The organism is Polycladomyces zharkentensis, assembly GCF_016938855.1.
Lineage (GTDB): Bacteria > Bacillota > Bacilli > Thermoactinomycetales > JIR-001 > Polycladomyces > Polycladomyces zharkentensis.
Window position 1 is genome coordinate 22442 of sequence record NZ_JAFHAP010000006.1, and the last position, 25375, is coordinate 47816.

24 protein-coding genes and 1 pseudogene are annotated in these 25375 nt (G+C 53.9%); 24 read left to right on the forward strand and 1 reads right to left on the reverse strand.

The window, feature by feature from the left end; translation table 11 throughout:
- Positions 1-140 precede the first annotated feature (140 nt).
- The 9 genes from ystJ (at position 141) to JQC72_RS05605 (ending at position 8755) form a co-directional block, all read left to right on the forward strand.
- Complete coding sequence (gene ystJ / locus JQC72_RS05565) at positions 141-1394, forward strand: NADP-dependent malic enzyme (protein WP_205493612.1); 1254 nt, start codon at positions 141-143, stop codon at positions 1392-1394.
- A 16-nt stretch (positions 1395-1410) separates the two neighbouring features.
- The gene (locus tag JQC72_RS05570) at positions 1411-2094 is read left to right on the forward strand and encodes a FadR/GntR family transcriptional regulator (protein WP_205493614.1); all 684 of its coding nucleotides are present in this window, start codon (positions 1411-1413) and stop codon (positions 2092-2094) included.
- Between the two features lie 262 nt (positions 2095-2356).
- Positions 2357-2536: a hypothetical protein gene (locus JQC72_RS05575; protein ID WP_205493616.1), complete on the forward strand. Its 180-nt coding sequence runs from the start codon at positions 2357-2359 to the stop codon at positions 2534-2536.
- 37 nt (positions 2537-2573) lie between these two features.
- Positions 2574-3440, forward strand: coding sequence for an acetyl-CoA carboxylase, carboxyltransferase subunit beta (accD, locus tag JQC72_RS05580; protein WP_205493618.1), 867 nt, complete (start codon positions 2574-2576; stop codon positions 3438-3440).
- On the forward strand, positions 3437-4399 hold the full coding sequence (locus JQC72_RS05585; RefSeq protein ID WP_205493619.1) for an acetyl-CoA carboxylase carboxyltransferase subunit alpha: 963 nt from the start codon (positions 3437-3439) through the stop codon (positions 4397-4399). Before accD ends, JQC72_RS05585 begins: the two co-directional genes overlap by 4 nt.
- A gap of 364 nt (positions 4400-4763) precedes the next feature.
- The gene (gene pfkA / locus JQC72_RS05590; protein ID WP_205493622.1) at positions 4764-5723 is read left to right on the forward strand and encodes a 6-phosphofructokinase; all 960 of its coding nucleotides are present in this window, start codon (positions 4764-4766) and stop codon (positions 5721-5723) included.
- A 19-nt stretch (positions 5724-5742) separates the two neighbouring features.
- Positions 5743-7494 (forward strand): pyruvate kinase, encoded by a 1752-nt coding sequence (gene pyk, locus JQC72_RS05595; protein ID WP_205493624.1) that lies wholly within the window; start codon positions 5743-5745, stop codon positions 7492-7494.
- Positions 7495-7922: 428 nt separating this feature from the next.
- Positions 7923-8390: an acyl-CoA thioesterase gene (locus JQC72_RS05600; protein ID WP_205493625.1), complete on the forward strand. Its 468-nt coding sequence runs from the start codon at positions 7923-7925 to the stop codon at positions 8388-8390.
- A complete protein-coding gene (locus tag JQC72_RS05605; RefSeq protein WP_205493626.1) occupies positions 8363-8755 on the forward strand; it encodes an FxsA family protein in 393 nt (130 codons plus the stop codon). Before JQC72_RS05600 ends, JQC72_RS05605 begins: the two co-directional genes overlap by 28 nt.
- Positions 8756-8829: 74 nt before the next feature.
- Here the strand turns inward: JQC72_RS05605 and ytvI are convergent, their stop codons facing one another.
- Positions 8830-9960 carry a sporulation integral membrane protein YtvI gene (gene ytvI, locus JQC72_RS05610; RefSeq protein ID WP_205493627.1) on the reverse strand — a complete coding sequence of 377 codons (1131 nt, stop codon included), beginning with the start codon at positions 9958-9960 and terminating at the stop codon, positions 8830-8832.
- A gap of 420 nt (positions 9961-10380) precedes the next feature.
- Here ytvI and citZ point away from each other — a divergent pair, with 420 nt between their 5' ends.
- From citZ to phoU, 15 genes and pseudogenes are all read left to right on the forward strand, one after another.
- Entirely contained in the window at positions 10381-11496 is a 1116-nt protein-coding gene (citZ, locus tag JQC72_RS05615; protein ID WP_205493628.1) for a citrate synthase, read from the forward strand.
- Positions 11497-11579: 83 nt separating this feature from the next.
- Complete coding sequence (icd, locus tag JQC72_RS05620) at positions 11580-12866, forward strand: NADP-dependent isocitrate dehydrogenase (RefSeq protein ID WP_205493629.1); 1287 nt, start codon at positions 11580-11582, stop codon at positions 12864-12866.
- 69 nt (positions 12867-12935) lie between these two features.
- Positions 12936-13874: a malate dehydrogenase gene (mdh, locus tag JQC72_RS05625; RefSeq protein ID WP_205493630.1), complete on the forward strand. Its 939-nt coding sequence runs from the start codon at positions 12936-12938 to the stop codon at positions 13872-13874.
- 76 nt (positions 13875-13950) lie between these two features.
- Positions 13951-14424 (forward strand): annotated as a pseudogene (locus JQC72_RS16820) (zinc ribbon domain-containing protein); the annotation flags it as partial.
- Between the two features lie 163 nt (positions 14425-14587).
- Positions 14588-15358 carry a 3-hydroxybutyrate dehydrogenase gene (locus tag JQC72_RS05635; RefSeq protein WP_205493631.1) on the forward strand — a complete coding sequence of 257 codons (771 nt, stop codon included), beginning with the start codon at positions 14588-14590 and terminating at the stop codon, positions 15356-15358.
- Between the two features lie 9 nt (positions 15359-15367).
- On the forward strand, positions 15368-16369 hold the full coding sequence (locus JQC72_RS05640) for an extracellular catalytic domain type 1 short-chain-length polyhydroxyalkanoate depolymerase (protein ID WP_302104543.1): 1002 nt from the start codon (positions 15368-15370) through the stop codon (positions 16367-16369).
- Positions 16370-16635: 266 nt separating this feature from the next.
- Entirely contained in the window at positions 16636-17103 is a 468-nt protein-coding gene (locus JQC72_RS05645; RefSeq protein ID WP_205493633.1) for a hotdog family protein, read from the forward strand.
- A 266-nt stretch (positions 17104-17369) separates the two neighbouring features.
- Positions 17370-18089 (forward strand): response regulator transcription factor, encoded by a 720-nt coding sequence (locus JQC72_RS05650; protein ID WP_205493635.1) that lies wholly within the window; start codon positions 17370-17372, stop codon positions 18087-18089.
- Complete coding sequence (pnpS, locus tag JQC72_RS05655) at positions 18086-19825, forward strand: two-component system histidine kinase PnpS (protein ID WP_205493637.1); 1740 nt, start codon at positions 18086-18088, stop codon at positions 19823-19825. Before JQC72_RS05650 ends, pnpS begins: the two co-directional genes overlap by 4 nt.
- A 303-nt stretch (positions 19826-20128) precedes the next feature.
- Positions 20129-21022: a phosphate ABC transporter substrate-binding protein PstS family protein gene (locus JQC72_RS05660; protein ID WP_205493643.1), complete on the forward strand. Its 894-nt coding sequence runs from the start codon at positions 20129-20131 to the stop codon at positions 21020-21022.
- Positions 21023-21118: 96 nt separating this feature from the next.
- Complete coding sequence (gene pstC / locus JQC72_RS05665; RefSeq protein ID WP_205493644.1) at positions 21119-22042, forward strand: phosphate ABC transporter permease subunit PstC; 924 nt, start codon at positions 21119-21121, stop codon at positions 22040-22042.
- Complete coding sequence (pstA, locus tag JQC72_RS05670) at positions 22039-22926, forward strand: phosphate ABC transporter permease PstA (RefSeq protein WP_205493645.1); 888 nt, start codon at positions 22039-22041, stop codon at positions 22924-22926. Before pstC ends, pstA begins: the two co-directional genes overlap by 4 nt.
- A gap of 12 nt (positions 22927-22938) precedes the next feature.
- Positions 22939-23775 (forward strand): phosphate ABC transporter ATP-binding protein PstB, encoded by an 837-nt coding sequence (gene pstB / locus JQC72_RS05675; RefSeq protein WP_419179841.1) that lies wholly within the window; start codon positions 22939-22941, stop codon positions 23773-23775.
- Positions 23776-23814: 39 nt separating this feature from the next.
- On the forward strand, positions 23815-24570 hold the full coding sequence (gene pstB, locus JQC72_RS05680) for a phosphate ABC transporter ATP-binding protein PstB (RefSeq protein ID WP_205493646.1): 756 nt from the start codon (positions 23815-23817) through the stop codon (positions 24568-24570).
- A 31-nt stretch (positions 24571-24601) separates the two neighbouring features.
- Entirely contained in the window at positions 24602-25258 is a 657-nt protein-coding gene (phoU, locus tag JQC72_RS05685; RefSeq protein ID WP_205493647.1) for a phosphate signaling complex protein PhoU, read from the forward strand.
- Positions 25259-25375: the final 117 nt, after the last annotated feature.

Below are 25375 nucleotides of genomic sequence, written 5' to 3' on the forward strand. Positions count from 1 at the left end.
TTCCCCTCGGTTGTCAAAAAACCGATCAACCGTTGACAAATCTGGGATCATCGTTTTATTCCCACTATCTCTTTTGGTATAATAATTATACTTTGAAGTGGTCAGACCACCGGGGGGTACATAAAAGGAGAGGATGGATATTGTCATCACTGCGTGAAGAATCTTTGCGGCTGCATCTGGAGCACCAGGGAAAACTGCGCGTGGAATCCAAGGTTCCCGTCCATGATGCCCGCGATCTCAGTCTGGCGTATTCTCCGGGCGTGGCCGAGCCTTGTAAAGAGATTCACAGCGATGTGGACAAGGTGTACGATTACACGATGAAAGGAAATCTGGTGGCCGTCGTATCGGATGGGACGGCCGTATTGGGATTGGGTAACATCGGTCCGCATGCAGCCATGCCAGTGATGGAAGGAAAAGCCGTGCTGTTCAAATCGTTCGCCGGTGTGGATGCGTTTCCACTGGTCATCGATTCCACGGAAATCGATAAGATCGTCGAAACGGTCAAGTTGCTCGCTCCCACTTTCGGCGGCGTCAACTTGGAGGACATCGCGGCACCGAAGTGTTTCATCATTGAGGAACGGTTGAAAGATGAGATTGATATCCCGGTGTTTCATGACGACCAACATGGTACGGCGATCGTGACGCTGGCGGGGTTGTTCAACGCCCTCAAAGTGGTCGGCAAAAAGATGGAAGAGATTCGCGTTGTGGCCAACGGGGCCGGAGCGGCCGGGATCGCCATCGTCAAATTGCTGTTGCGCATGGGTGTACGGGACGTGATTATGTGCGACAGCAAGGGGGCCATTTATGAGGGTCGACCGTACGGGATGAACCCGATGAAGGAATCCTTGGCCCAAATGACCAACCGGGACAAGGTCCGGGGCACATTGGCCGATGCGTTGAAAGGGGCGGACGTGTTTGTCGGGGTGTCTGTCGAAGGAGCCGTTACCAAGGAGATGGTTGCTTCGATGAACCGGGACCCGATCATCTTTGCGATGGCCAATCCGGTACCCGAAATCATGCCGGAAGATGCTTATGCGGCCGGAGCGAAAGTGGTGGGGACGGGACGCTCCGATTTTCCCAACCAAGTGAACAACGTGCTCGCTTTTCCGGGCATTTTCCGTGGTGCTCTGGACGTGCGGGCCCGGGCGATCAATGAAGAGATGAAAATCGCGGCGGCGTATGCGATCGCCGATTTGATCAGTGAAGACGAATTGCGGCCGGATTACGTCATACCTGCACCGTTTGATCCGCGGGTGGCGCCACACGTGGCGATGGCGGTGGCCAAGGCGGCAATGGAAACGGGTGAGGCGCGCATTCATGTGGATGTACAAGAAATCTATGAGCGCACCATCCGCCTGACGCGCCCCAATCCAGAGGAAACCGCGGACGGATGAGGAAGGTGGGAAATTCATGTTGCCGGAGGTGGGGTCCAGCAAGTTTCAAACCATCTTGCACGGCATCCATCATTTGATCGAACAGGACCGGTTAAAGCCGGGGGACCGTTTGCCTTCGGAACGGGAGTTGGCCGAACGGCTGGGAGCAGGGCGTTCCTCCGTGCGGGAAGTGTTGCGTGCGTTGGAGTTGCTCGGCTTGATCACGACGCGTCGAGGCGAAGGAACGTTTTTGAACCGGCATGATGCTCATCATTGGGTTGATATTCTGGCGTTCTATATTTTGCGTGAAGAACGGTCTCAACAAGATTTGCTGGAGATGCGTCTGTTGTTGGAGATGGATGCGGCACGGCTGGCAGCCGAACGCGTCACTGCCGAAGAAATTGCACAAATGTCGGATATACTGGAAAAGATGGAGGAAACGATCAGGCGAAACCAAATCCCGGTCGCAGAAGACTTCACTTTTCACCGACAGATCGTCTCAGCCGCCAAAAATCGGCTGTTGTCGCGTGTGTGGCATCCCATCCTTCAATTTAGTCAATGCATACTCCCAACCGCTTTATCATGGCCCGGCCAGCCCCTGCAAGCGTTGGCGGAACACCGGGAGGTGCTGGCAGCGATCACATCGCATGACCCGGAGCGGGCAGCGGAAGCGATGAAGCATCACCTGATGCGGGCAGATCTCGCCACTACGAGTGCGTGACGATGATCGTGGACCCCGGAGAAGAGCGAACCATTTTGTCCGCGAGCCGCTGTTGGACAAAGCGAAACAGGGAGCAAGGAAATATTTGCATCCGATACCGCGATCGGTCGACAGCGCTTCACGGCTTTGTCAATCACTCCCTCAGGTTGTTTCTGCCCGGAGTACAAGAGGTTGGAAGTCTCGGTATTTCAAGGGCGTTGCGGGAGTTTTTCCGGCTGTGCTATGATGACTCCGATGCAGGGCGAGTTTGGAGGAAGCCTGTGTGGACGGTGATATACCTCGTTCCCGCTCGGTCAACGGCGGAAAGGACCCGGGAGAAGATGGGATCGGAAGGGTTTTGGAACGGATTCGTCCGTCACATCATGGAGCCGGCCAATATGAAGTGCCGGTTCCCGGCGGTGAGCTGGACGAAGCACAAGAGGTACTGTGTTCCATCTTGTAAAATGAAAGCTGAGTTTATGTGCGGATGAGGTGTTAACGTGTTAAAGGATCTGTTCAAGAAGCAACGAAAATATGCGACCATCACCATTCCTTCGGAACAGGCCAAACGGGAAATTCCCGAGGGCATCATGCAAAAGTGCCCGAAGTGTGGCACGATCATGTATAACAAAGAGCTGGAGAAAAACCTGAAGGTCTGCAAAACGTGCGGCTATCATTTTTCGATGTCTGCACCGGAGCGCATTCGTGCCACCGTGGATGAAGGACGATTTTTCGAGTACGACGTGGACATGCTCTCCGAAGATCCACTGGGTTTTCCCGATTACCGCAAAAAGCTGAAGTCGGATATGGAGAAAACCAATTTGAATGAGGCCGTGGTTACGGGGGAAGGCACAATCGGTGGCTATCCGGCGGTGATCGGTGTGATGGACTCCCGTTTCCGGATGGGGAGCATGGGTTCCGTCGTTGGTGAGAAAATCGCTCGCGCAGCGGAAAAAGCGGCAACGAAACGGTATCCGTTCATCCTGTTTTCCGCCTCAGGCGGCGCACGGATGCAGGAAGGGGTTCTCTCCCTGATGCAGATGGCCAAAACCAGTGCGGCCCTGGAGCGGATGCACAGGGAGAAAGTGTTGTTCATTTCCGTGCTGACCAACCCGACCACCGGTGGTGTGTCCGCCAGTTTCGCCTCGCTCGGTGACATCAACATCGCAGAACCTGGTGCATTGATCGGTTTTGCCGGTCGACGGGTGATTGAGCAGACGGTGCGGCAAAAACTGCCGGAAGACTTTCAGACGGCCGAGTTTTTGCTGAAACACGGCCAATTGGACATGGTCGTACCTCGCACGGAAATGCGTGAGATGCTGATTCGTCTGCTGGATTTGCACGCGTACGGGAGGGAACACGGATGAGCAACGGATATTTGCCCTTTGAAAAACCGATCGCCGAACTGCGGGAAAAGATTGCCGAGCTCAAAAAATTTACCCAACAATCCTCTCTGGACCTGTCCGAAGAGATCCGGACGTTGGAGGCACGGGCGGAGCGGTTGGAGCAGGAGATTTACGGCAATCTGACACCGTGGCAAAAAGTGCAGATTGCCCGACATCCCTCCCGTCCGACGACATTGGATTATATTCGTCGCATTTTCACCGATTTCGTCGAGTTGCACGGAGATCGTCTGTATGGGGATGACCCTGCCATCGTCGGCGGCATCGCCAAACTGAACGGACGACCGGTGACAGTGATCGGGCATGAGCGGGGGAAAGATACCAAGGACAAAATCGCCCGCAACTTTGGTCTGCCGCATCCCGAAGGATACCGCAAAGCGCTTCGTCTGATGCAACAGGCGGATAAATTCGGGCGGCCGATCATCACATTTGTGGATACGCAGGGGGCACATCCGGGCGTCGAAGCGGAGGAGCGGGGGCAAAGTGAAGCGATTGCCCGCAATCTGCGCGAGATGGCCGGATTTACCGTGCCCATCATCTGCGTGGTTACGGGGGAAGGCGGAAGCGGCGGCGCATTGGCGATCAGTGTCGGAAACCGCTTGCTGATGCTGGAGCATGCGTATTATTCCGTCATATCGCCGGAAGGTGCGGCTGCCATTTTGTGGAGGGATGCGGCGCATGCCCAACAAGCGGCTGAGGCGCTCAAAATCACGGCTCAGGATCTGAAAGAGCTGGGGATTATCGACCGGATCATTCCTGAGCCCAAGGGAGGCGCTCACAAAGACCCGGACGCACAGGCCGCGGAGATCAAAAAAGCGATTGAGGAAGAATTAACGGATTTGTTGCAGATGGATGGTGAAGAATTGCGGGAAGAGCGGTACAATAAATATGCGAGGATCGGAGTTTACACCAGCGTGGTGTGAGAACTGCCCGTTCTCTTTTCCCTGTTCGGTGCAAGATGCACCTGTGATTTGGTTCTCTCAGAAGCGGGTGTTCTTTTTCCGCAGAGCCACTTTTGAGCTTGAGCGTTTTTTGGAGCTTGAGCAGTTCAGGAGCGTACGGGGAACAGGTACCTCGGAATCTCACGGATGATGACCGGAGCCGTATTGCCCGAGTTCTTTTGGCAGAAACGGTTTCCGGTCCGCCATCATGTTGTTTTTGACGATCCGGCGGTCGGGTCTTTTCTCTTTTTGGTTATGTGGGACACAAAATGTCCCTTAGGGCAAAAAACGTGGATGCTTCATCATCCCGATTAATAACACAACATGATACGAGAGGTGGAACAGGATGAAACGCATTGCTGTACTGACCAGTGGCGGGGACGCACCCGGTATGAATGCCGCCATTCGCGCCGTCGTGAGAAAGGGCGTTCATCATGGATTGGAAGTATTGGGGGTGTACCGCGGATACAGCGGACTGATTCAAGGGGACTTTGTTCCTTTCCAGTTGGGTTCCGTCGGTGATATCATTCATCGGGGAGGCACGATTTTATACAGCGCCCGTTGTGAAGCGTTCAAAACGGAGGAAGGTCAACAAAAAGCGGTGGAACAGCTGAAGAAGCACGGAGTGGACGGTTTGGTCGTCATCGGCGGGGACGGGTCGTTCCGCGGCGCACAAAAATTGACGGCGCACGGATTCCCCACTGTTGGTGTTCCTGCCACCATCGACAACGACATCCCCGGTACCGATTTCACGATCGGTTTTGACACGGCGATCAACACGGTGATCGACGCCATCGACAAAATCCGGGATACGGCCACTTCCCATGAGCGTACGTACATCATCGAAGTGATGGGACGCGACGCCGGAGACATCGCGTTGTGGGCCGGATTGGCGGATGGTGCCGAGTCCATCATCATTCCGGAAGCACCGTTTGACTGGGATGAAATCGTGGAACGGTTGAATCGCAGTAATCGTCGGGGCAAAAAGCACAGCTTCATCATCGTGGCCGAAGGTGTGTCCGACGGTGCAACAGTGGCTGAGGAAATCAAACGGCGGACGGGATTGGAAACCCGCGTCACCGTGTTGGGGCACATTCAGCGCGGCGGATCGCCGACCGCCATGGATCGGGTGTTGGCGAGCCGGATGGGTGCCAAAGCGGTCGAATTGTTGTTGGAAGGGAAAAAGGATCAGATGGTGGCCATCCAGAAAGGAGACATCGTCGGCATACCGTTTGACGAAGCGTTCCGTATGAAACATCAACCTGACTTGTCGCTGTATGATCTTGCGGGCATTTTGGCCATTTGACGAAAAGAGGGGGAGAAGGATGCGAAAGACGAAAATCGTGTGTACGATCGGACCGGCCAGTGAAGATCCGGAGACACTGAAACGGTTGATTTTGTCCGGGATGAACGTGGCACGGCTCAACTTTTCCCACGGCTCGCACGAAGAGCACGGCCGGCGCATCGATGCGGTCCGACAGGCGGCAGCAGAATTGGGAAAAACGGTTGCCATCCTGTTGGACACCAAAGGGCCGGAGATTCGCACAGGTGAGCTGCAAGGCGGAGAAGCGGAGCTGAAAACGGGAGACCGGTTGACCCTGACGACGGAACCCATCCTGGGGAATGCCCAACGTGTATCGGTTTCTTATGAGGGACTGCCGGCCGATGTGCAACCGGGTTCCACCATTTTGATCGATGACGGCTTGATTCGGTTGGACGTGGAAGCGGTGGAAGGAACCGAGATCCATTGTCGCGTGGCCAACGGCGGTTTGCTGAAGAATCGCAAGGGGGTCAATCTTCCCGGTCTGAAGGTGAATCTTCCGGGTATTACGTCCAAGGATGCCGAGGATATCGTGTTTGGTATCCAAAAAGGGGTCGATTTCATTGCCGCCTCGTTCGTGCGGAAACCGGAGGATGTCCTGGAAATCCGCAAAATTTTGGAAGAGCACCATGCCGATATTCAGATCATCGCCAAAATCGAAAACAGCGAAGGCCTGGAGCATTTGGATGAGATTTTGGAAGTGGCCGACGGCTTGATGGTTGCTCGCGGCGATCTGGGTGTGGAGATTCCTGCCGAAGAAGTGCCGTTGGTGCAAAAAGAGATGATCCGCAAATGCAACAATCTCGGCAAACCGGTGATTACCGCCACGCAGATGTTGGATTCGATGCAGCGTAACCCGCGTCCGACGCGGGCGGAGGCGAGCGACGTCGCCAACGCCATTTTGGACGGAACGGATGCGGTGATGTTGTCGGGAGAAACGGCCGCAGGAAAATATCCGGTGGAAGCGGTGGAAACGATGGCCCGAATCGCCCTGCGGACGGAAAGAGCGCTCCGGTATCGAGATCTGTTTCGTCAGCGCCGTTTGGAGCAGGAAATCAGCATCACCGATTCCATCAGTCAGGCGGTGGTTCACGCCGCGGAAAGCCTGCAGTCGTCGGCGATCATTACGTCTACCGAAAGCGGATTTACTGCCCGCATGGTTTCCAAATACCGTCCGCGAACGCCGATCATCGCCGTGACGCCCAATGATCGGGTGATGGCCAAGCTGTCGCTGGTTTGGGGCGTGTATCCTGTCAAAGGGACCAAGGTAACCAATACGGATGAAATGTTGCAGGTGGCGATTCGTTCGGCATTGGCTTCCAAATACGTCCGCCACGGTGATCTGGTTGTGATCACGGCAGGTGTTCCCAGCGGTCAGTCCGGTAGTACCAACCTGATGAAGGTTCATGTAATCGGCGATGTGCTGGCGAGCGGACAAGGGGTCGGCAAGCAAGTGGTTACGGGAACCGTAGTCGTGGGACGGTCAGCGGAAGAGCTGCGTGAAAAAATGGTGGATGGTGCGATTCTCGTCACGCCGGCGACCGATCGGGATATGATGGATGCCTTTGAACGGGCGTCCGCGGTGATCACGGAAGAAGGCGGTCTGACTTCTCATGCGGCGGTGGTGGGATTGAGCCTTGGCATCCCTGTCATCGTCGGTGTGGAAAACGCCACGGAAATCCTGAAAGACGGTATGGAGATCACAGTCGATTCCGACCGGGGACAAATCTACTCCGGACGGGCCAAAGTGCTTTAACAGTTCAAAAAGGGACCGTTCCGCTGAACGTGCACAGCGAATCGGTCCCTCGTTTTTGAAAATCAGGGTGTCCCGGCAGACGGAACGATTTTTTTTGATAATGGCAGTAAGCCCGATCAAATGACGCGCAAACGAGGATAGATCCAAAGGCGCAACCGTTTGCGCCGCTTTCTTCTGCGAGCCAATTTCATCGGCCTCACTCCTTTCCCCTTCACCAAGTTATCCGTTCATTTGGTTTGTACTTTTATTGTATCCGGAACCTTCACTTTTGGCTATTCACATTATGTGTTTCTTTGCATCAAAATATGTAAATATCGAAGAAGATCCCAGATCATGACGGGATTGCTCACCATTTTTGTTATAATAGCCTTACATACTGTCCGGCTTGCTCATACCACACCAATAGAGTCGTTGTGGAGGAATCGTACATGGAAAATCGGCGTGTGTTTGAAACCACCATTCGCGTTCGTTATCAAGAAACGGATCAAATGGGCGTGGTGTATCACACCAACTATATCGTTTGGTTTGAAGTGGCAAGGTCCGAAATGATTCGCGAGTTGGGCACTTCTTACCGGGAATTGGAGGAAAAAGGGTTGTTATTGCCGGTAGTGGACGTGCATTGCCGGTATTTGTCTCCAGCCCATTATGATGAAGAAGTGATCGTGCGCACCGTTGTGAAGGAGTTGACCGGAAGCAAAATCCGGTTTGGATATGAAGTGGTTCGACGTGATGACAACCGGCTGTTGACAGTCGGCTCCACCACGCACATCTGGGTAAACCGTGAGATGAAGCGGGTCAACATCCAACGTGATGATCCGGAACTGTACCGGCTGTTGGTGGAGCAAACGCTTGAAGGGGAGAGTATTTCATGTTACGATGGGTCCTCTTGGCGCTGATCGTCGTTCCTGTTCTGGAGATAGCCGGATTGGTCGCCATCGGCAACTGGATCGGACCGATGCCGACCATAGTGCTCGTACTGGGCACCGGTCTGCTCGGGGCATATCTGGCACGACAACAGGGATGGCAAACATGGCGCTTGTTGCAAATCCAATTGCGAAACGGTGAAATGCCCGGAGAAACGCTGTTGGATGGCCTGTGTATCTTGATGGGCGGCGTTTGTCTTGTGATTCCCGGTTTTTTCAGCGATGTGATCGGGATATTCCTGCTGATTCCATATACCCGCGGCATTGCCCGGTTGTGGCTCAAGCGTTGGCTGTTGAAAAAATTCAGTGGCCGCCTTCATTGGTCATACCGGCGATGATAAGGCTGTTAAGCCGAAAAAAACCGTTTCCCATCGGCAATCCAACATTCCCGGTGGGAAACGGTTTATCTTTTTCACGTCTCGACTTTGAAACCCTGTACGATGAATCGCCAGATGTCTCTCATCACTCCCGCACGGTACAAAGCCATCAGGATGACCACCGTAACCGGGCCGATGATGACACCGATGAATCCCAACAATTTGAGTCCTACGAACAGGGCGATCAAGGTGGGCAGCGGGTCCAGACCGACATTGGAAGCGACCAGTTTGGGTTCCAACAGCTGCCGGACAACCACGATGACACCGTACAATATGGCAATCCCGATTCCCAGATGGTAGTCGCCGATCAGCAAGAGGTATATCGACCAGGGAACCAGAATCGAGCCGACCCCGATATACGGCAACAGGTCGAGCAGGAGTGCGATCAGCGCAATCGTCAACGCATAATTGACTCCAAGGATCAATAAACCGATCAGGATGATGGTAGCTGTGATCGTGATCAATGTAAACTGGGCGCGAACAAATCCAAACAACGCATGGCGCAGGTCTCGCATAATGATGCCGCCCGTTTTGCGCGCACGATTGGGGATGATGCCCAGCATGCGCTTGCGCAGTTGAGGCCAGTCGATCCCGATAAAAAATGCGGCCAACACGATGAATACAATCACGGTGGCAATATAAGGCAAGTCACCGAGGAACGATCCGACACCCGAGATGAAATCGGTGATCATCTCCGTTCCTTTGTTGGCCAACACGTCCAGGTTTCTTTGAATACTGCTGATGATTTGAGCTTTGTGTTCCGGATTGCGCTGGAGATAGTTTTGGACGGTGTCGATAATGCGGGACAACTGGGTATCCTTGGTGAGTATATCCACTAAGTATTGATTGAAAAATTGCAGATAAACCGGCAGACGCTGGGCCAAATGCGTCAGTTCCAGTACCATTTGGGCGATGAGAATCAATAATCCCGTGATGATCGAGCCGACAAAAAGAAACAGGATCAGGAATACGCCCAACCATCGGGGAAGGCGAAGTCGCCGTTCCAAAAATTGGACGGGAGGTTGGATCAGCAGGGCGATCACCCAGCCGATCAAGAACGGATATACCAATGGGATCAAAAAGCTCAGTATATAATAGGCCGTGATGATCGCGAGCAAAACGACGGCGGCACGGATCGCGATACCCACCCCGGGATGCTGTGCCATGGCGCTCCCCCTTGCTTGCAGTTGATATGAATGATTATACCATTTTCTTCTCCGCATCCAAGCATTCAAAACGTTACAACCATCACAATCTGGTTTCGACAAGGTTTGCGATGATGGATGCCAACAGTGTTATTTTTGTGTTACACTAAAGAAGGCGGGGTTCAGGGAAATACGGAGATAAAACAATATCAGACTGCGGGGGATTGCCCCGGTGCGGATCGTGAAGAGATGTTCGGTCGGTTGTTACACGAATCAATGGGAAGATTGTGAATGTTGTGCAATCCCGAACAAAGGCTGTCAACCGACGGGCGATTTCGTATAATCGAATTGTAATAAAAATAAATATATGATCCGTTCTATTTCGGGGCGATGCGACGATGGTCCCCTGACAGTGTATACCAGAAGCAAAGGAGCGATCATATGACGGTTGCGAAGGGATTGGAGGGCGTAGTAGCGGTAACTTCCGAGATCAGCTCGATTATTGACGGCGTCTTGACCTATCGCGGTATCGACATCGACGAGCTGGCCGAAAAGGCGAGTTTTGAAGAAGTCGTGTACCTGCTGTGGAAAGGCCATCTGCCGACGCGTGCGCAGCTGGACGAACTGAAACGGCAGTTGGATCAATCTGCTGCACTGCCGACGGAATTATTGGAACAGTTGAAAGTGTATTCGAATACAGGCGCACATCCGATGGCCGTATTGCGCACTGCCGTTTCGGCATTGGCATTGTACGACAAGGAAGCAGACGACAACAGTGCGGAAGCAAATGAGAAAAAAGCGATCAAGCTGACGGCGCAGATTCCGACGATTATCACTGCGTTTTTCCGGATGCGCAAGGGGCTGGAACCCGTCGCTCCGAAGCAAGGTCTCGGATTTGCGGCCAATTTCCTCTACATGTTGACTGGTGAGGAACCGGATCGCGTGGCGGTGGAAGCGTTTGACAAAGCGCTGATTCTTCATGCCGATCATGAATTGAATGCTTCCACGTTTGCTTCCCGCGTCACCACTGCGACGTTGTCGGACATGTATTCGGCGATCACCACTGCGATCGGCACCTTGAAGGGTCCCCTGCACGGGGGCGCCAACGAACGCGTGATGGCGATGCTGGAGGAGATCGGATCGCTGGATCGTGTGGAATCCTATATCAGGACGAAATTGGACAACAAGGAAAAAATCATGGGTTTCGGCCATCGCGTGTACAAAAACGGTGATCCGCGAGCCAAACACCTCCGCGAGATGTCCCGGCAATTGGCCGAGTTGACCGGTGAAAAGAAATGGTATGAGATGTCCACGCACATTGAACGCTTGGTGGACCGGGAAAAAGGCCTCAAGCCAAACGTGGACTTCTACTCCGCTTCCGTCTACACCTACCTGGGCATCCCGCGCGATCTGTTTACCCCGATCTTCGCGATGAGCCGCGTATCGGGCTGGACCGCGCATGTAATGGAACAATACGCCAACAACCGTCTGATCCGTCCTCGTGCAGAATACACGGGACCGTCCAATCGTTCGTATATTCCGATCGATCAACGGTAAGCGATTGCAAACAGGAGATCGTCAGGGGCGGGTTGATCCTGTCCCCTGTTTTTTGAGATACAGCAACAGAAAGAGGGGTTGACATGGCACTCTGGGAGAAACCGACCACCGGTGAAAAAATCGTTGTCGACAACGGAAAATTGCATGTTCCGGATCATCCGATCATCCCGTTTATCGAGGGTGACGGGACAGGCCCGGACATTTGGGCGGCTGCCCGTCGCGTCTTGGATGCCGCCGTGGAAAAAGCTTACGGAGGCACCAAAAAGATCGCATGGTACGAAGTGTATGCCGGGGAGAAAGCATACAACCGTTTCGGCCAATGGTTGCCGGAAGAGACACTTCAAGCGGTACGCGAATACTACGTTGCGATCAAGGGGCCGCTTACCACACCGGTCGGTGGTGGGATTCGCTCGTTGAACGTGGCGCTCAGACAGGAATTGGATCTTTACGTGTGCTTGCGCCCGGTGCGTTACTTTGATGGCGTGCCGTCACCGGTCAAGCATCCCGAGCTGGTGGATATGGTCATTTTCCGGGAGAACTCGGAAGACATCTATGCCGGGATCGAGTGGCCGGCCGGGTCTGAAGAAGTGAAAAAAGTGATCCGTTTCCTGCAAGAGGAGATGGGTGTGAAAAAAATCCGTTTCCCGGAAACGGCCGGAATCGGTGTCAAACCGGTGTCACGGGAGGGAACGGAACGATTGGTGCGGGCGGCCATCAACTATGCGCTCAAGCACGGACGCAAAAGCGTCACCCTGGTACACAAGGGGAACATCATGAAATTTACGGAAGGTGCCTTTAAAAACTGGGGATACGAGTTGGCGGAACGTGAATTTGCCGATCAAACCTTTACTTGGGCGCAATATGACCGCATCAAGGCGGAAAAAGGCGTGGAAGCGGCCAACCAAGCGCAAAAAGAGGCCGAGGAAGCGGGCAAAGTGATCGTGAAGGACTCGATCGCGGACGCCTTCCTGCAACAAATCCTGACGCGTCCGGCAGAGTACGATGTGATCGCCACACTGAACCTCAACGGAGATTATATTTCCGACGCCTTGGCGGCGCAGGTGGGCGGCATCGGGATCGCGCCGGGAGCCAATATCAACTACGACACGGGGCATGCGATTTTTGAAGCCACGCACGGAACCGCGCCGAAATACGCGGGTCTGGACAAAGTCAACCCGGGATCGGTCATTCTCTCCGGCGTGCTGATGTTGGAGCATCTCGGTTGGCAGGAAGCGGCAGATCGGATTTACGCCGCGATGAGCAAAACGATCAGCCAAAAAACGGTGACCTATGACTTTGCACGCCTGATGGAAGGCGCCACCGAAGTGAAATGCTCCGAATTTGCCGATCGTCTGATCGACAATCTGTGATTTCACGAAACAAACAAGCGGATTCGGAATGTGTCCGGGTAACAAACTCTGACAGGAGGGGAAAGGCAGATGGCCATCCGGAGAAGAAAAATTTCCGTCATCGGTGCGGGATTCACAGGTGCCACCACCGCACTCATGCTGGCGCAAAAAGAATTGGGCGATATCGTGTTGGTGGATATCCCCGAAGCGGAAGGACCGACCAAAGGAAAAGCGCTGGACATGTTGGAAGCCGGTCCGGTGCAGGGCTTTGACGCCAATATTGTCGGAACGAGCGATTACGCCGAAACGGCTGACTCCGACTTGGTGATCATCACCGCCGGTGTGGCGCGCAAACCGGGCATGAGCCGGGATGATCTCGTCAACATCAACGCAAAAGTGATGCGCTCCGTCACCGAGCAGGTGGTCAAATACTCGCCCGACAGCATTTTGCTGGTATTGACCAACCCGGTGGACGCCATGACCTACGAGGTGTACCGGACGTCCGGATTCCCGAAGCACCGCGTCATCGGGCAATCCGGCGTATTGGACACTGCGCGCTTCCGCACTTTCGTTGCACAAGAGCTGGGCGTCTCCGTTGAAGATGTGAGCGGATTTGTGTTGGGCGGTCACGGTGACGACATGGTACCGCTGGTCCGCTACTCCTATGCAGGCGGCATTCCGCTGGAAAAACTCCTGCCGAAAGAGCGTCTGGATGCCATCGTCGAGCGCACCCGCAAAGGCGGCGGTGAAATTGTCAACCTGCTGGGTACAGGCAGTGCCTACTATGCCCCCGCCGCATCGCTGGTGCAAATGGCTGAAGCGATTTTGAAAGACAAAAAGCGCATCCTGCCGGCCATCGCCTATCTGGAAGGCGAATACGGATACCATGACATGTACCTCGGCGTACCGACGATCATCGGTGGCAACGGACTGGAAAAAGTGATCGAACTGGATTTGACCGAGGAAGAGAAACAAGCGTTGGACAAATCGGCGGAATCGGTTCGCAAAGTGATGAAAGTATTGGGATGATGAACATTGGCCCGGGGTATTCCCGGGCTTTTCTGTATAGCATGCATGTAAACGCTGTCACCCACACAGGCACCAACCTGCGGGCATTCGGGTAGAGATCGTCGACCCCGAATACACCAGCCAAACCTGTAAGTGCGGTCATCGAGAAAAAGCGAACCGATGCGGCATCCGCTTCCAGTGCAAACCGTGCGGATACACCATCCACGATGATTTGACTGGAGCGATCAACATCGCCCAAGCCATTTCAGGTTAGTAGTTCGGCACACTGATAATACCACGGGCACTTCCGTTGGTCACAGGTGTGCCGCCCATCCGGGTACGTGCGAACCGGGTGGGACGGGCTGATGACACAGCCCTTGGCTTGAGGGTTGCCCGAAACAGAAATGGACTGAGGGCGTTCACCACTCAAGAATCCCACGGCGACCATAGGCAGTGCCTGTGGTACTTTAGCCGTGTGAAGTGTCAACCTGACTTCTCTGCGGTGACAGTCATCAAAACGCTTGCCGTACCAGTCATGATCGGCATGGCCTTGTTGACCGGTTGGGTGTGAGATGGCGAAACGGGATCACACTTTCGCGGAAAATGAAGCGGATGATGACAATATGGATCAGTAATGACCAAAAGCAACAACCGTCCCAAAAGTGACCTTCCGTTTGCGTAACAGAGTGAAGGAAAAGGCATCCCAAAACGTAAGGAAAAAGGGGGAGGACATTGTGAACCAACGACGTGTCGTGGTGGTGACGGGTGCGGCCAGAGGCATTGGCTACAGTATCGCGGAGGCGTTTGCAAACAATGGTGATCATGTGGTGATTGGTGATTTAAACGGGGAAGCCGCCTCGGACGCGGCTCGGCGCATCGCGGATCAAACAAGTGGGTCGGCGGAGGGACATATGCTGGATGTAACCCGGGAGACATCGGTTCGCTCACTGGTGGAACAAATCGTGGAGACGCACGGAAGGATCGACGTCGTCATCAACAATGCCGGCTTGCAACATATCGACCGTGTGGAAGATTTTCCGTTGGAAAAATGGAAACAACTGATCGATGTCATGTTGACCGGGCCTTTTTTGCTGACCAAATATACGGTGCCTGTGATGAAACGGCAACGGTTCGGCCGCATCATCAACATTTCCTCTGTTCACGGACGTACCGCTTCCCCGTTTAAATCCGCTTATGTGTCCGCCAAACACGGTGTAGTGGGATTGACGCGGACCGTTGCGCTGGAAGTGGCCGAATTCGGGATTACCGTCAATGCCGTCATGCCGGGTGCGGTGGATACGCCGTTGGTGCAAAACCAACTGCAACATCTGGCGGAAACGGAACAGATCAGCCGGGAGGAAGCCCTGCACAAGCATTTGTTGCACAAACAGGCGATCAAACGGTTCGTCAAGCCGGAAGAGGTGGCCGCTTGCGCCTTGTATCTGGCCTCGGATGCGGCCGCTGTCGTTACGGGAGAATGCTTGGGCGTCTCCGGCGGATGGTGAAGAGAGCGCATGAGGAAGAAAATCACCCGGTGGTGGTGCATCGCCGTTGTCACATTGTCGGTATGGGTACTGGGAACGATGATGATGGCTCCGTCCACACATGCGGCAGGTCAATTTCTCCGATACACGGCGGATGATGGGCGTATATACAAACTGTATGTACCATCCGGTTATACGGGAAGTGCACCATTTCCCCTCGTCGTGATGCTCCATGGGTGTACACAGGACCCGGACGGTTTCGCAGCGGGGACAGAAATGAACAGTTATGCCGAACAGTATCATTTCTTAGTTGCTTATCCGGAACAACCCGCTTCGGCCAATTCCAACAAATGCTGGAATTGGTTTGATTCGCGTCACCAGTTCAGGGGAACGGGAGAACCGGCTTCGATTGCCGGCATCGTCAACAAAGTGAAACGGGATTACGCTGTGGATGACCGCCGCATCTATGTGGCCGGTTTGTCGGCTGGAGCGGCGATGAGCGTCATTCTGGGAGCCGCTTATCCCGATGTATTTGCCGCCATCGGGGTCCATTCCGGTTTGGAATACCAGGCGGCCACCGACACAAACGCAGCTTGGATGGCTATGTTATACGGCGGCCCTGATCCCGTACAGCAGGGAACCAAGGCATATCAGGCGATGGGCGGACTTGCCAGAGTGGTTCCGACGATCGTGGTTCACGGAACGGCCGATTATACCGTATATTCAATCAATGGCCACCAAGTTCTTTCCCAATGGGCGCAAACCAATGATTGGGCAATGGATGGGTTGGATAACAACGATGTGGATGATCAAGCCGAATTGATTGAGTACAAATCAGTGCCGGGTGGTAAAGCCTACACGGAGTACTCGTACCGGTACCGGACCGGGAATGTGGTGATGAAAAAGGTGATGGTCAACGGGATGGGGCATGCGTGGTCGGGCGGAAGTTACGCAGGTACCTATACAGATCCACAGGGGCCGGAAGCAAGTTTGATGATATGGCAGTTTTTCGCTAGTCATCCCAAACCCTGACAGCCGGAAGACTTAAAGCGGGAGAAGTGAATCAGCCTCATCTTTTGGTTGTGCGGGCGCGTGTTCCCAAGTGGCGGATATGGTTCATGGTGGTGGCAGTGAGGGTTCTGTACCCGTTATCCTCCTTAAAAATGCATAAAACGCTTTTTCTGGGAAAGTGTATGAATGAGGATTCCAATATTTGTGCTTTCTGTTCGAATTGACTGAAATTGAATTTTGTGACATGATAGCATTGAAAGCGCATACATGAAGTGGAGGCGTCGAAAATGATTCTCGGGAACAAGCGAACCGCTGGGAAGAAATGGGACGATCTCGGTGTCGGAGATCGTTTGGAAGTCACCCGGACCGTTGCCGATCGTGACATCCTTCTGCATTTAGGCGTGATGGACGATGCCAATCCGATGTATTTGCATTCCCATGATGCGGAGTTTGGACGATTGGCCGTTCCGCCGGGTCTGTTGGCCGGATGGATGACATCATTGGTTTCCACTCGATTACCGGGACCCGGCAGTGTCATTCGGGAACAGCGGTTGCGTTTTCCCCGATTGTTGCCACACGGCGCTGCTGTCACCCTGTCCCTGGAACTGACGGAAAAGCATGCGGAGAAAAAAATGGTAACCATAAAGGCGATGGTGCGGGATGAAGACGGTCGCCCCGTCGTGGAAGGTGAGTTTCTCGTTTCCCCGCCCCGGCCCGCCCCGTCGTTGTTGCATCACGCGTTGGATAATTTTTGATCTGTCAATCAACGACCGTCGGCCTTGCAGCCGGCGGTTTCAGTTTTTTATGAGAAACTTTTATGTATGCCATTCATAAGAGAGGGAACAGGGTGCGTTCGATCCCGTTCGAGTGCGGACCATTGTTTTCTGAAAACGTTTTCTTTTTCTCAGCATAATCTTAACGTTTTCCGGGTTGAAAATTGACTTATGCTAAGATGAGAAGGGATTCCCTGACTGCTCATCCCGGATCAGGGAATCGAAAGCCGCAACCGGAGGGGAATGGTATGGATCGCCAAAAGAGAGTGTTGGTTGTGGACGACGAACCGTCCATCGTGAAATTGGTGCAATTCAACCTGGAAAAAGAAGGATTTTCTGTGGACAGTGCCTATGACGGCACAACCGCGTTGCAAAAGATTGAACAGGATCCTCCGGATCTGGTGGTATTGGATTGGATGTTGCCCAAAATGGATGGTTTGGATGTATGCAGAAAACTGCGGCAACAACTGAAACGGCATCTCCCGATTTTGATGCTGACAGCCAAATCGGATGAGTTCGATAAAGTGCTCGGTCTGGAACTGGGTGCCGATGATTACATGACCAAGCCTTTCAGTCCCCGGGAGTTGGTGGCCCGCGTCAAGGCGATTTTACGACGGATGGAAGCGGTGGAGCAGCAGGGTGAAACCGTGGAACAGCAACCGATCAAGGTGGGAAACCTTCACATCGACCCGGTGGGATACGAAGTGCGCAAAGGCGAGCAGGAAGTGGATCTGACGCCGAAGGAGTTTGAACTGCTGGTTTATATGGCCAAAAATCGCGGACGTGTACTGTCACGCGAACAGCTGTTGAATGCTGTCTGGAATTACGACTTTGTGGGCGACTCCCGGATCGTGGACGTACATGTCAGCCATTTGCGCGACAAAATTGAGGAAGATTCGCGTAATCCGGTGTTTATCAAGACGGTACGGGGGATCGGGTACAAGTTTGAGGGTCCGAAGGAAAAATGAGAACACTGCGCAGTCGTTTGACCTGGATGTTTTTGACTTTGATCGGTTTGTCCATGCTGGGAACGGGATTGTTTGTCGGGCTGCTGTTACAGGCCACCTATCTGGACTCGCTGACGGGACGCCTCAACAAAGAGGGGACCTTGTTGGCGCAGACGCTGGACTGGGGAAAACAGGATTCGTTTGATGTCCAGGCGGAAGCATTTGGTCGGACATTGTCGGCACGGGTGATCATTCTGGATCGCGACGGTACGGTATTGGGGGATTCCGTCAGGGACAAGGCGGGTACACGCAATCTCCGTCACCTGCCGGAGGTTCGACAGGCACTGAAGGGGACAACCCCTTCCAATCAATTCGCGCAAAAACGGGACAACCGGTTGAATACGGCCATCCCGGTGATTCGGGACGGTCAAATCTTGGGTGCGGTATGGATTCAATTGGATGTGACTGATGTCAATCGTTCCATCCGGCAAATATGGATTTCGATGGCGGGCGGATTGGCCGTCGCATACCTGTTGGCGGCTCTGGCCAGCTCGCGCTTCGCACGGGATGTGACCCGGCCGATCGAGGAGATTACCCGGGTGGCGGAGGATATTGCGCACAACAAGCTGTATCGCAGCGTGGCCGTTTACGGTGAGGATGAAATCGGTCGTCTGGGAGAATCGATCAATCGGATGGCGCGCAGCCTCCGCAGTCAGATGAGTGCGATCCGGAAGAGCGAACGTCGGTTAACCAGCGTCATCGAGACGATGGAAAGTGTGCTGTTTCTGGTCGATCCCAGTGGAAGCGTCAGTTTGGCCAATCCGGCATTTGAGCGGCTGTTCGGTGTTCCCGTTTCCGACATCCAGGGAAAATCGATTCAGCATCTGCCCGGCCCTTACGAGCTGATCCAACTGATCACCCGTTGCCAGGAAACGGGGGAACGCCAGCGAAAAGAGCTCCACTTTTTCTATCCTGAGGAACGGATTGTGGAAGCCAGTCTGTCGCCGATGGGTGTGGAAAAAGACGGCAGGGGTGTGGTGGCGGTGCTGCATGACATCACCGCCATTCGCAGGTTGGAAAAGATGCGGTCGGAGTTTGTGGCCAATGTTTCTCATGAACTGAAGACGCCCATCACTTCAATCGTTGGGTTTACGGAAACATTGCTGGACGGAGCGATGCAGGACCCCAACACCTGCCGCGAATTTTTGGAAATCATCCTGGAAGAGGGCAATCGTCTGCAGCGACTGGTGGGAGACATTCTGGATCTGTCGAAAATCGAGTCCAAGCAAATCCATCTGGAACTGGAAACCGTCCCGATCGGTGAGCTGATCCAATCCGCGACAAAAACGATGGAGGACCAATTCCGTGCCAAACAGTTGACATTGGAGGTGCAATTGCCGGACCCGCTGTTTACCGTGACCGTGGATCGGGACCGTTTCCGGCAAATACTGCTCAATTTGCTTTCCAACGCGATGGCGTATACGCCTTCCGGTGGAAAAGTGACCGTTCGAGCGGAACGGGAAACGGAGTCTTGGCGGTTGCAGGTGGCGGATACGGGAATCGGGATTCCCAAAGAGGATCTGCCGCGGATCTTTGAGCGTTTTTACCGTGTGGATAAAGCCCGGTCGAGAGCATCGGGCGGTACCGGGTTGGGGCTGGCCATCGTCAAACATCTGGTTGAGGTGCACAAAGGCACGATTCATGTGGAAAGCCAAGTGGGAGAGGGAACGACGTTTACGTTGACGTTTCCGTTGTAGTAGTTTCAGCTTTGCGTGCTCCGGTTTCCCACGCTGATCACCGCTTATGATCGAGTTGCCCGGCTGTAAATTCGGACACGCTCCTGACAAAGCAGGTGTGATTATCCATTCAGCCGATCTTTGCCCCTGATGCATGGAAGAAACGAAAGGAAAAATGGTTTTCTGCCTTGGATGAAGGACCGGTGCCCATTTTCTTAACACAAGCTTAACATTGGATTTAATAGCTGACAAAAGAGGCACGCTAATGTATGTAATGGATGGATCAGAAAACCAACGTGAACAATTCCAAGGGGGAACTCATCCATGTGGAAGAAGACATTGGCCACCATCGGTTCGATGGTGTTGGTATTAAGCCTCGCCGTCGGCTGTGCCAAAGGAAATCAGCAAGGAGGCGGAGCGGCCGGCGGACAACTGACTGCCGTGGGTTCCACTGCGATGCAGCCGTTGGTGGAGGAAGCGGCGAACCAATTTATGTCGGAAAATCCGGGAACCCAAATCACGGTTCAGGGCGGCGGTAGCGGTGCCGGCTTGAGTGCTGCGCTCAACGGTTCCGCCGACATCGGCAACTCCGATCTGTTTGCCGAAGAAAAGCAAAAAGATCCGACCAAACTGGTGGATCATAAAGTGTTTGTCGTCGGAATGGCGCCGGTTGTCAACCCGAAAGTGGGAATCGACAATCTGACTCAACAACAGTTGATCGACATCTTCACCGGCAAAATCAAAAACTGGAAAGAAGTGGGTGGTGTTGATCAAAAAATTGTGTTGGTCAACCGTCCGGAAAACTCCGGCACCCGCTCGACGTTTGTCAAATATGCCCTGAATGGCGCAAATGAATACCGGGGCAAAGACAGCATCGTGCAAGACTCCTCGGGAACCGTGCGCAAGATCGTTGCGGAAACGCCGGGAGCGATCGGTTATCTCGCCTTCTCCTACTTCGACAAATCGATCAAGCCGGTCAAGTTGGATGGCGTGGAACCGACCAATGAAAACGTATATACCAATAAATGGAAAGTTTGGGCGTACCAGCATATGTACACCAACAAAGATGGCAAAAACAAAGAGCTTGAAGAAAAATTCATCAATTTCATTCTCACTCCGGCAGTGCAACAAAATTTGGTTGAAAAAATGGGTTACATCCCGGTGACCAAGATGAAAGTGGAACGGGATGCCCAAGGCAATGTCAAAGAAAAAAAATAACATACAAGACAACAGACACACTCCGGAAAAGCGAGGGGAGGCCGCGTAATGGCCATCCCCTGCTTTTCCGTGTAGAAGGGGTTGAATTTCGACAGGATGGAGAACCGAGCGACGAGTCAATGGGCGACTGAATTGCTTCGACCCGACAAAAAACAGCGTCGATTGGAACTTAAGGGGCGCTTGATGACGTTGGTCAGTGCTTGGGTCATTATTCTCACGTTGTTCTCGCTGTTGTATTTCATTGCTTCCAAAGGGGTTTCTACATTCCTTTTTGACGGTGTCCCGCTGTCCCAGTTTTTCTCAAGCGAATGGGCGCCGACGGGGACCCCGCCCTCCTTCGGTACGCTGCCGTTTATCATGGGGTCGTTTATGGTGACGGTGTTGGCGGCGGTGATCAGTGCACCGCTGGGTGTCGGTGCGGCGATCTACATGACGGAAATCGCTCCCTCGTGGGGGAAAAAGGTGTTGCAACCGGTCATTGAGCTGTTGGTCGGCATCCCTTCGGTTGTTTACGGATTTGTCGGCTTGACGGTCATTGTGCCGTTTTTGCGGGATGTGACAGGAGGACCCGGATTCAGTCTTCTGGCCGGAGTGCTGGTGCTGTCGGTGATGATCCTGCCCACCATCACCAGCATAGCGGTGGACACCCTGCAATCGATTCCCCGTTCGATGCGGGAAGCCTCCTATGCGTTGGGGGCCACCCGTTGGCAAACCATCTCCCGTGTTTTGGTGCGGACGTCGTTGCCCGGCCTGATGACGGGGGTGGTGCTGGGAATGGCACGTGCGTTCGGGGAGGCATTGGCCGTTCAGATGGTGATCGGGAACGCCGATAATATGCCGACAAGCCTGATCCAACCGATCAACACCCTGACCAGCGTAATTACGTTGCATATGGGGAACACCGTTCCCGGAACGGTATACAACGACGCATTGTGGTCGATGGCCCTGATTCTGCTGTTGATGACGCTGGTCTTTATCGTGTTGATCCGTTGGATGACGAGAAGGGGAGAAGCGAGATGAATGCGAAACTGGCTGACCGGATTGCAACAGTGGTCTTTTATGTGATTGCCCTGTTGATTATCGGCATATTGGCAGGACTGATCGGTTTTATTTTGGTACGGGGCCTCGGCGTGATCGATTGGCACTTTCTGACTTCCCCGCCGTCAACGATTACTGCGGGCGGAGGAGTGGCGCCGCAGTTGTTTAACTCCTTGTATCTGTTGGTGTTGACGATGTTGATCACCATCCCGCTCGGCTTGGGAGGCGGCATTTATCTGGCGGAATACGCCAAACCCGGCAAATGGACGGACATCCTCCGGCTCAGCATCGAAGTGCTGTCCTCTCTGCCGTCGATCGTGGTGGGATTGTTCGGTTTTCTGGTGTTCGTGCAATATACCGGATGGGGTTTTTCGCTTGCGGCGGGTGCTTTGGCTTTGACGGTATTCAACCTGCCGCTGATGGTGCGGGTGGTGGAGCAAGCCATCCGTTCGGTTCCGCGTGAGCAACGGGAAGCGTCGTATGCGTTGGGCGTTTCCAAGTGGCAGACGATTACCCGAGTGGTGTTGCCCGCGGCGTTGCCCGGAATCTTGACCGGTACGATCTTGTCGGCGGGGCGTGTGTTCGGGGAAGCGGCAGCGCTGATGTTCACGGCCGGGATGAGTTCGCCGATGATGGACTTTACCGACTGGGACCCGACTTCCCTTTCCTCGCCGCTCAATCCGTTCCGTCCGGCATCAACGTTGGCGGTGCATATCTGGAAGATCAATTCGGAAGCCATTATCCCTGATGCCAAGGAAGTGGCCGCAGGTGCGTCAGCCGTGCTGGTATTGGCCGTGTTGTTTTTCAACCTGACGGCCCGTGCATTGGGACGTTGGATTCACAAACGGATGACATCCGGTTCTTGATGGGAGGAATCAATGATGGTGATGACAGCGGAACGGGTGCAGACCATGGTGCGGACGGTTCAGCCGAAATCGAAAGAGCCGGCTGCGACCGAGATGCACAGGGTATTGTTGGAAACGCGGGATCTCAACGTCTATTACGGGGAAAACCACGCCGTCAAAAACATCAACCTCAAATTGTACGAAAAAGCGGTGACGGCGTTCATCGGTCCGTCCGGTTGCGGGAAGTCGACATTTCTGCGCTGTTTGAACAGAATGAACGACACCATTCCGCATGCCCGTGTCACCGGAGAAATCTTGATTGAGGGGATCAACGTGAACGATCCCGCGATCGATGCGGTCAATCTGCGGCGTCAGGTGGGCATGGTGTTCCAAAAACCCAACCCTTTCCAAAAGTCGATTTTCGAAAATGTCGCTTACGGCCCGCGCATCCATGGCGCCAAGAAAAAAGAATTGCCGGAAATCGTGGAGCAAAGCCTCCGTCAGGTCGGTTTGTGGGATGAAGTGAAAGACCGCCTGCACACTTCTGCTCTGCAATTGTCGGGTGGTCAGCAACAGCGCCTGTGCATCGCACGGACGATCGCGATGCGCCCCCGGATCATCCTGCTGGATGAGCCCACATCCGCGTTGGACCCGATCTCTACGGCACGGATTGAAGAGTTGATCCAGGAGCTGAAAAAGGAATACACGATCGCCATTGTGACACACAACATGCAACAAGCGGCGCGCATCTCCGATTACACGGCGTTTTTCCTGATGGGAGAACTGATCGAGCACGATGAGACGCACCGATTGTTTACCAATCCCAAACGGCGGGAGACAGAGAATTATCTGACCGGACGCTTCGGCTGATGCGTCAGGAGGAGGAACCAGGGAGAAGGAGTCGTTGTCATGAGCGGAAAAATCGAAGTGCGGGATTTCAACTTATATTACGGCGAACACCAGGCGCTCAAACAGATCCGCTTGTCGATTCCGGAACGGGACGTCACCGCATTGATCGGTCCGTCCGGTTGCGGGAAGTCCACATTCCTGCGCAGTATCAACCGGATGAACGATTTGATCCCCAATGTCCGGGTAGAAGGGGCGTTGGAGATCGACGGAGCGGATGTGTACGCGCCTGACCGGGATGTGGTTGAGTTGCGCAAGCGGGTGGGCATGGTGTTTCAGCAGCCCAATCCGTTTCCGATGTCGATCTATGACAACATCGTCTACGGTCCCAAAATTCACGGTATCAAAGACAAGAAAAAACTGGACGAGATCGTGGAGCGCACGCTGCGGCAGGCCAACCTGTGGGACGAAGTGAAAGACCGTCTGCACGCGTCGGCGATGGGACTTTCGGGAGGACAACAGCAACGGCTGGTGTTGGCGCGCGTGTTGGCCGTGGAGCCTGAGATCATCCTGATGGACGAGCCTGCTTCCGCACTCGATCCCATCTCGACCGAACGTTTGGAAGAATTGATTCAACAGTTAAAACGGGAATACACGATCGTCATCGTCACCCACAACATGCAACAAGCCGCGCGGGTGTCAACTTATACGGCGTTCTTTTTGAACGGCGAAGTCGTGGAAACCGGATTGACGGAAAACATCTTCACCAACCCGCAGGACAAGCGGACCGAGGATTACATCACCGGTCGGTTTGGCTGACCGGTATGGCATGGATAAGGAGTGGATCGAGATGATTCGCCAATTTGACCAGTCGTTGCAGGACGTGAAAAACCTGTTGCTGCAAATGGGGGAGCACCTGGAAATCGCGATTGACAAGGCCGTGAAATCGCTGTCCAGGTTGGATGCCCGTATGGCGCGGGAAGTGTTGGAACACGATCCGGTCATCGATGAAATGGAAGGAAAAATTGACGATGCCGTCGCCAAACTGATCGCCACGCAACAACCGGTGGCCACCGATTTGCGGCGGTTGATCGCGGCGATGAAAATCGCGTCGGACATGGAGCGGATGGCCGATTTGGCCGCCAATATCGCCCAGGTGACGGTGCAATTGGTCGAGCAAAAACTGTCGTTGTTCAAAGAATTGGAGGATATCCCGAAAATGGCCGCCATCACCCAGCAGATGGTGCATGACGGGATCAACAGCTACATCGACGGAAACGTGGCGCTCGCTCGCAAACTGGCCGACACCGACGACGAAGTGGATCGGATGTATCATGACATCGTCAACGAGTTGCTCGATCTGATCAAGCAAAACCAAGCGGACACCGAAGTGGCGCTGCGGTTGTCCTTTGTCGCGCGCTACCTCGAACGGATCGCCGATCATGCGACCAATATCGCGGAAAACATCGTATATATCCAAACCGGTAAACGGGCCGATTTGAACTGACAAAGCCCGTCGAAGGGGACCGCAAAGGTCCTCTTTTTGTTGGCAGGATAAAGTTTGAACTGTCTCGAAAATAAAAGGATTGTGCACTTCAAATAAATCCCGGAACACATGGGGAAC

Coding starts and splice junctions, on each gene's coding strand:
- JQC72_RS05570 (WP_205493614.1), top strand. CDS start 1,411: ATGTTGCCGGAGGTGGGGTCCAGCAAGTTTCAAACCATCTTGCACGGC.
- JQC72_RS05660 (WP_205493643.1), top strand. CDS start 20,129: ATGTGGAAGAAGACATTGGCCACCATCGGTTCGATGGTGTTGGTATTA.
- pstB (WP_205493646.1), top strand. CDS start 23,815: ATGAGCGGAAAAATCGAAGTGCGGGATTTCAACTTATATTACGGCGAA.
- pstB (WP_419179841.1), top strand. CDS start 22,939: ATGATGGTGATGACAGCGGAACGGGTGCAGACCATGGTGCGGACGGTT.
- JQC72_RS05600 (WP_205493625.1), top strand. CDS start 7,923: ATGGAAAATCGGCGTGTGTTTGAAACCACCATTCGCGTTCGTTATCAA.
- pstC (WP_205493644.1), top strand. CDS start 21,119: ATGGAGAACCGAGCGACGAGTCAATGGGCGACTGAATTGCTTCGACCC.
- JQC72_RS05605 (WP_205493626.1), top strand. CDS start 8,363: ATGTTACGATGGGTCCTCTTGGCGCTGATCGTCGTTCCTGTTCTGGAG.
- JQC72_RS05650 (WP_205493635.1), top strand. CDS start 17,370: ATGGATCGCCAAAAGAGAGTGTTGGTTGTGGACGACGAACCGTCCATC.
- JQC72_RS05640 (WP_302104543.1), top strand. CDS start 15,368: ATGAGGAAGAAAATCACCCGGTGGTGGTGCATCGCCGTTGTCACATTG.
- mdh (WP_205493630.1), top strand. CDS start 12,936: ATGGCCATCCGGAGAAGAAAAATTTCCGTCATCGGTGCGGGATTCACA.
- pfkA (WP_205493622.1), top strand. CDS start 4,764: ATGAAACGCATTGCTGTACTGACCAGTGGCGGGGACGCACCCGGTATG.
- pyk (WP_205493624.1), top strand. CDS start 5,743: ATGCGAAAGACGAAAATCGTGTGTACGATCGGACCGGCCAGTGAAGAT.
- pstA (WP_205493645.1), top strand. CDS start 22,039: ATGAATGCGAAACTGGCTGACCGGATTGCAACAGTGGTCTTTTATGTG.
- JQC72_RS05645 (WP_205493633.1), top strand. CDS start 16,636: ATGATTCTCGGGAACAAGCGAACCGCTGGGAAGAAATGGGACGATCTC.
- pnpS (WP_205493637.1), top strand. CDS start 18,086: ATGAGAACACTGCGCAGTCGTTTGACCTGGATGTTTTTGACTTTGATC.
- ytvI (WP_205493627.1), bottom strand. CDS start 9,960: ATGGCACAGCATCCCGGGGTGGGTATCGCGATCCGTGCCGCCGTCGTT.
- icd (WP_205493629.1), top strand. CDS start 11,580: ATGGCACTCTGGGAGAAACCGACCACCGGTGAAAAAATCGTTGTCGAC.
- JQC72_RS05585 (WP_205493619.1), top strand. CDS start 3,437: ATGAGCAACGGATATTTGCCCTTTGAAAAACCGATCGCCGAACTGCGG.
- phoU (WP_205493647.1), top strand. CDS start 24,602: ATGATTCGCCAATTTGACCAGTCGTTGCAGGACGTGAAAAACCTGTTG.
- citZ (WP_205493628.1), top strand. CDS start 10,381: ATGACGGTTGCGAAGGGATTGGAGGGCGTAGTAGCGGTAACTTCCGAG.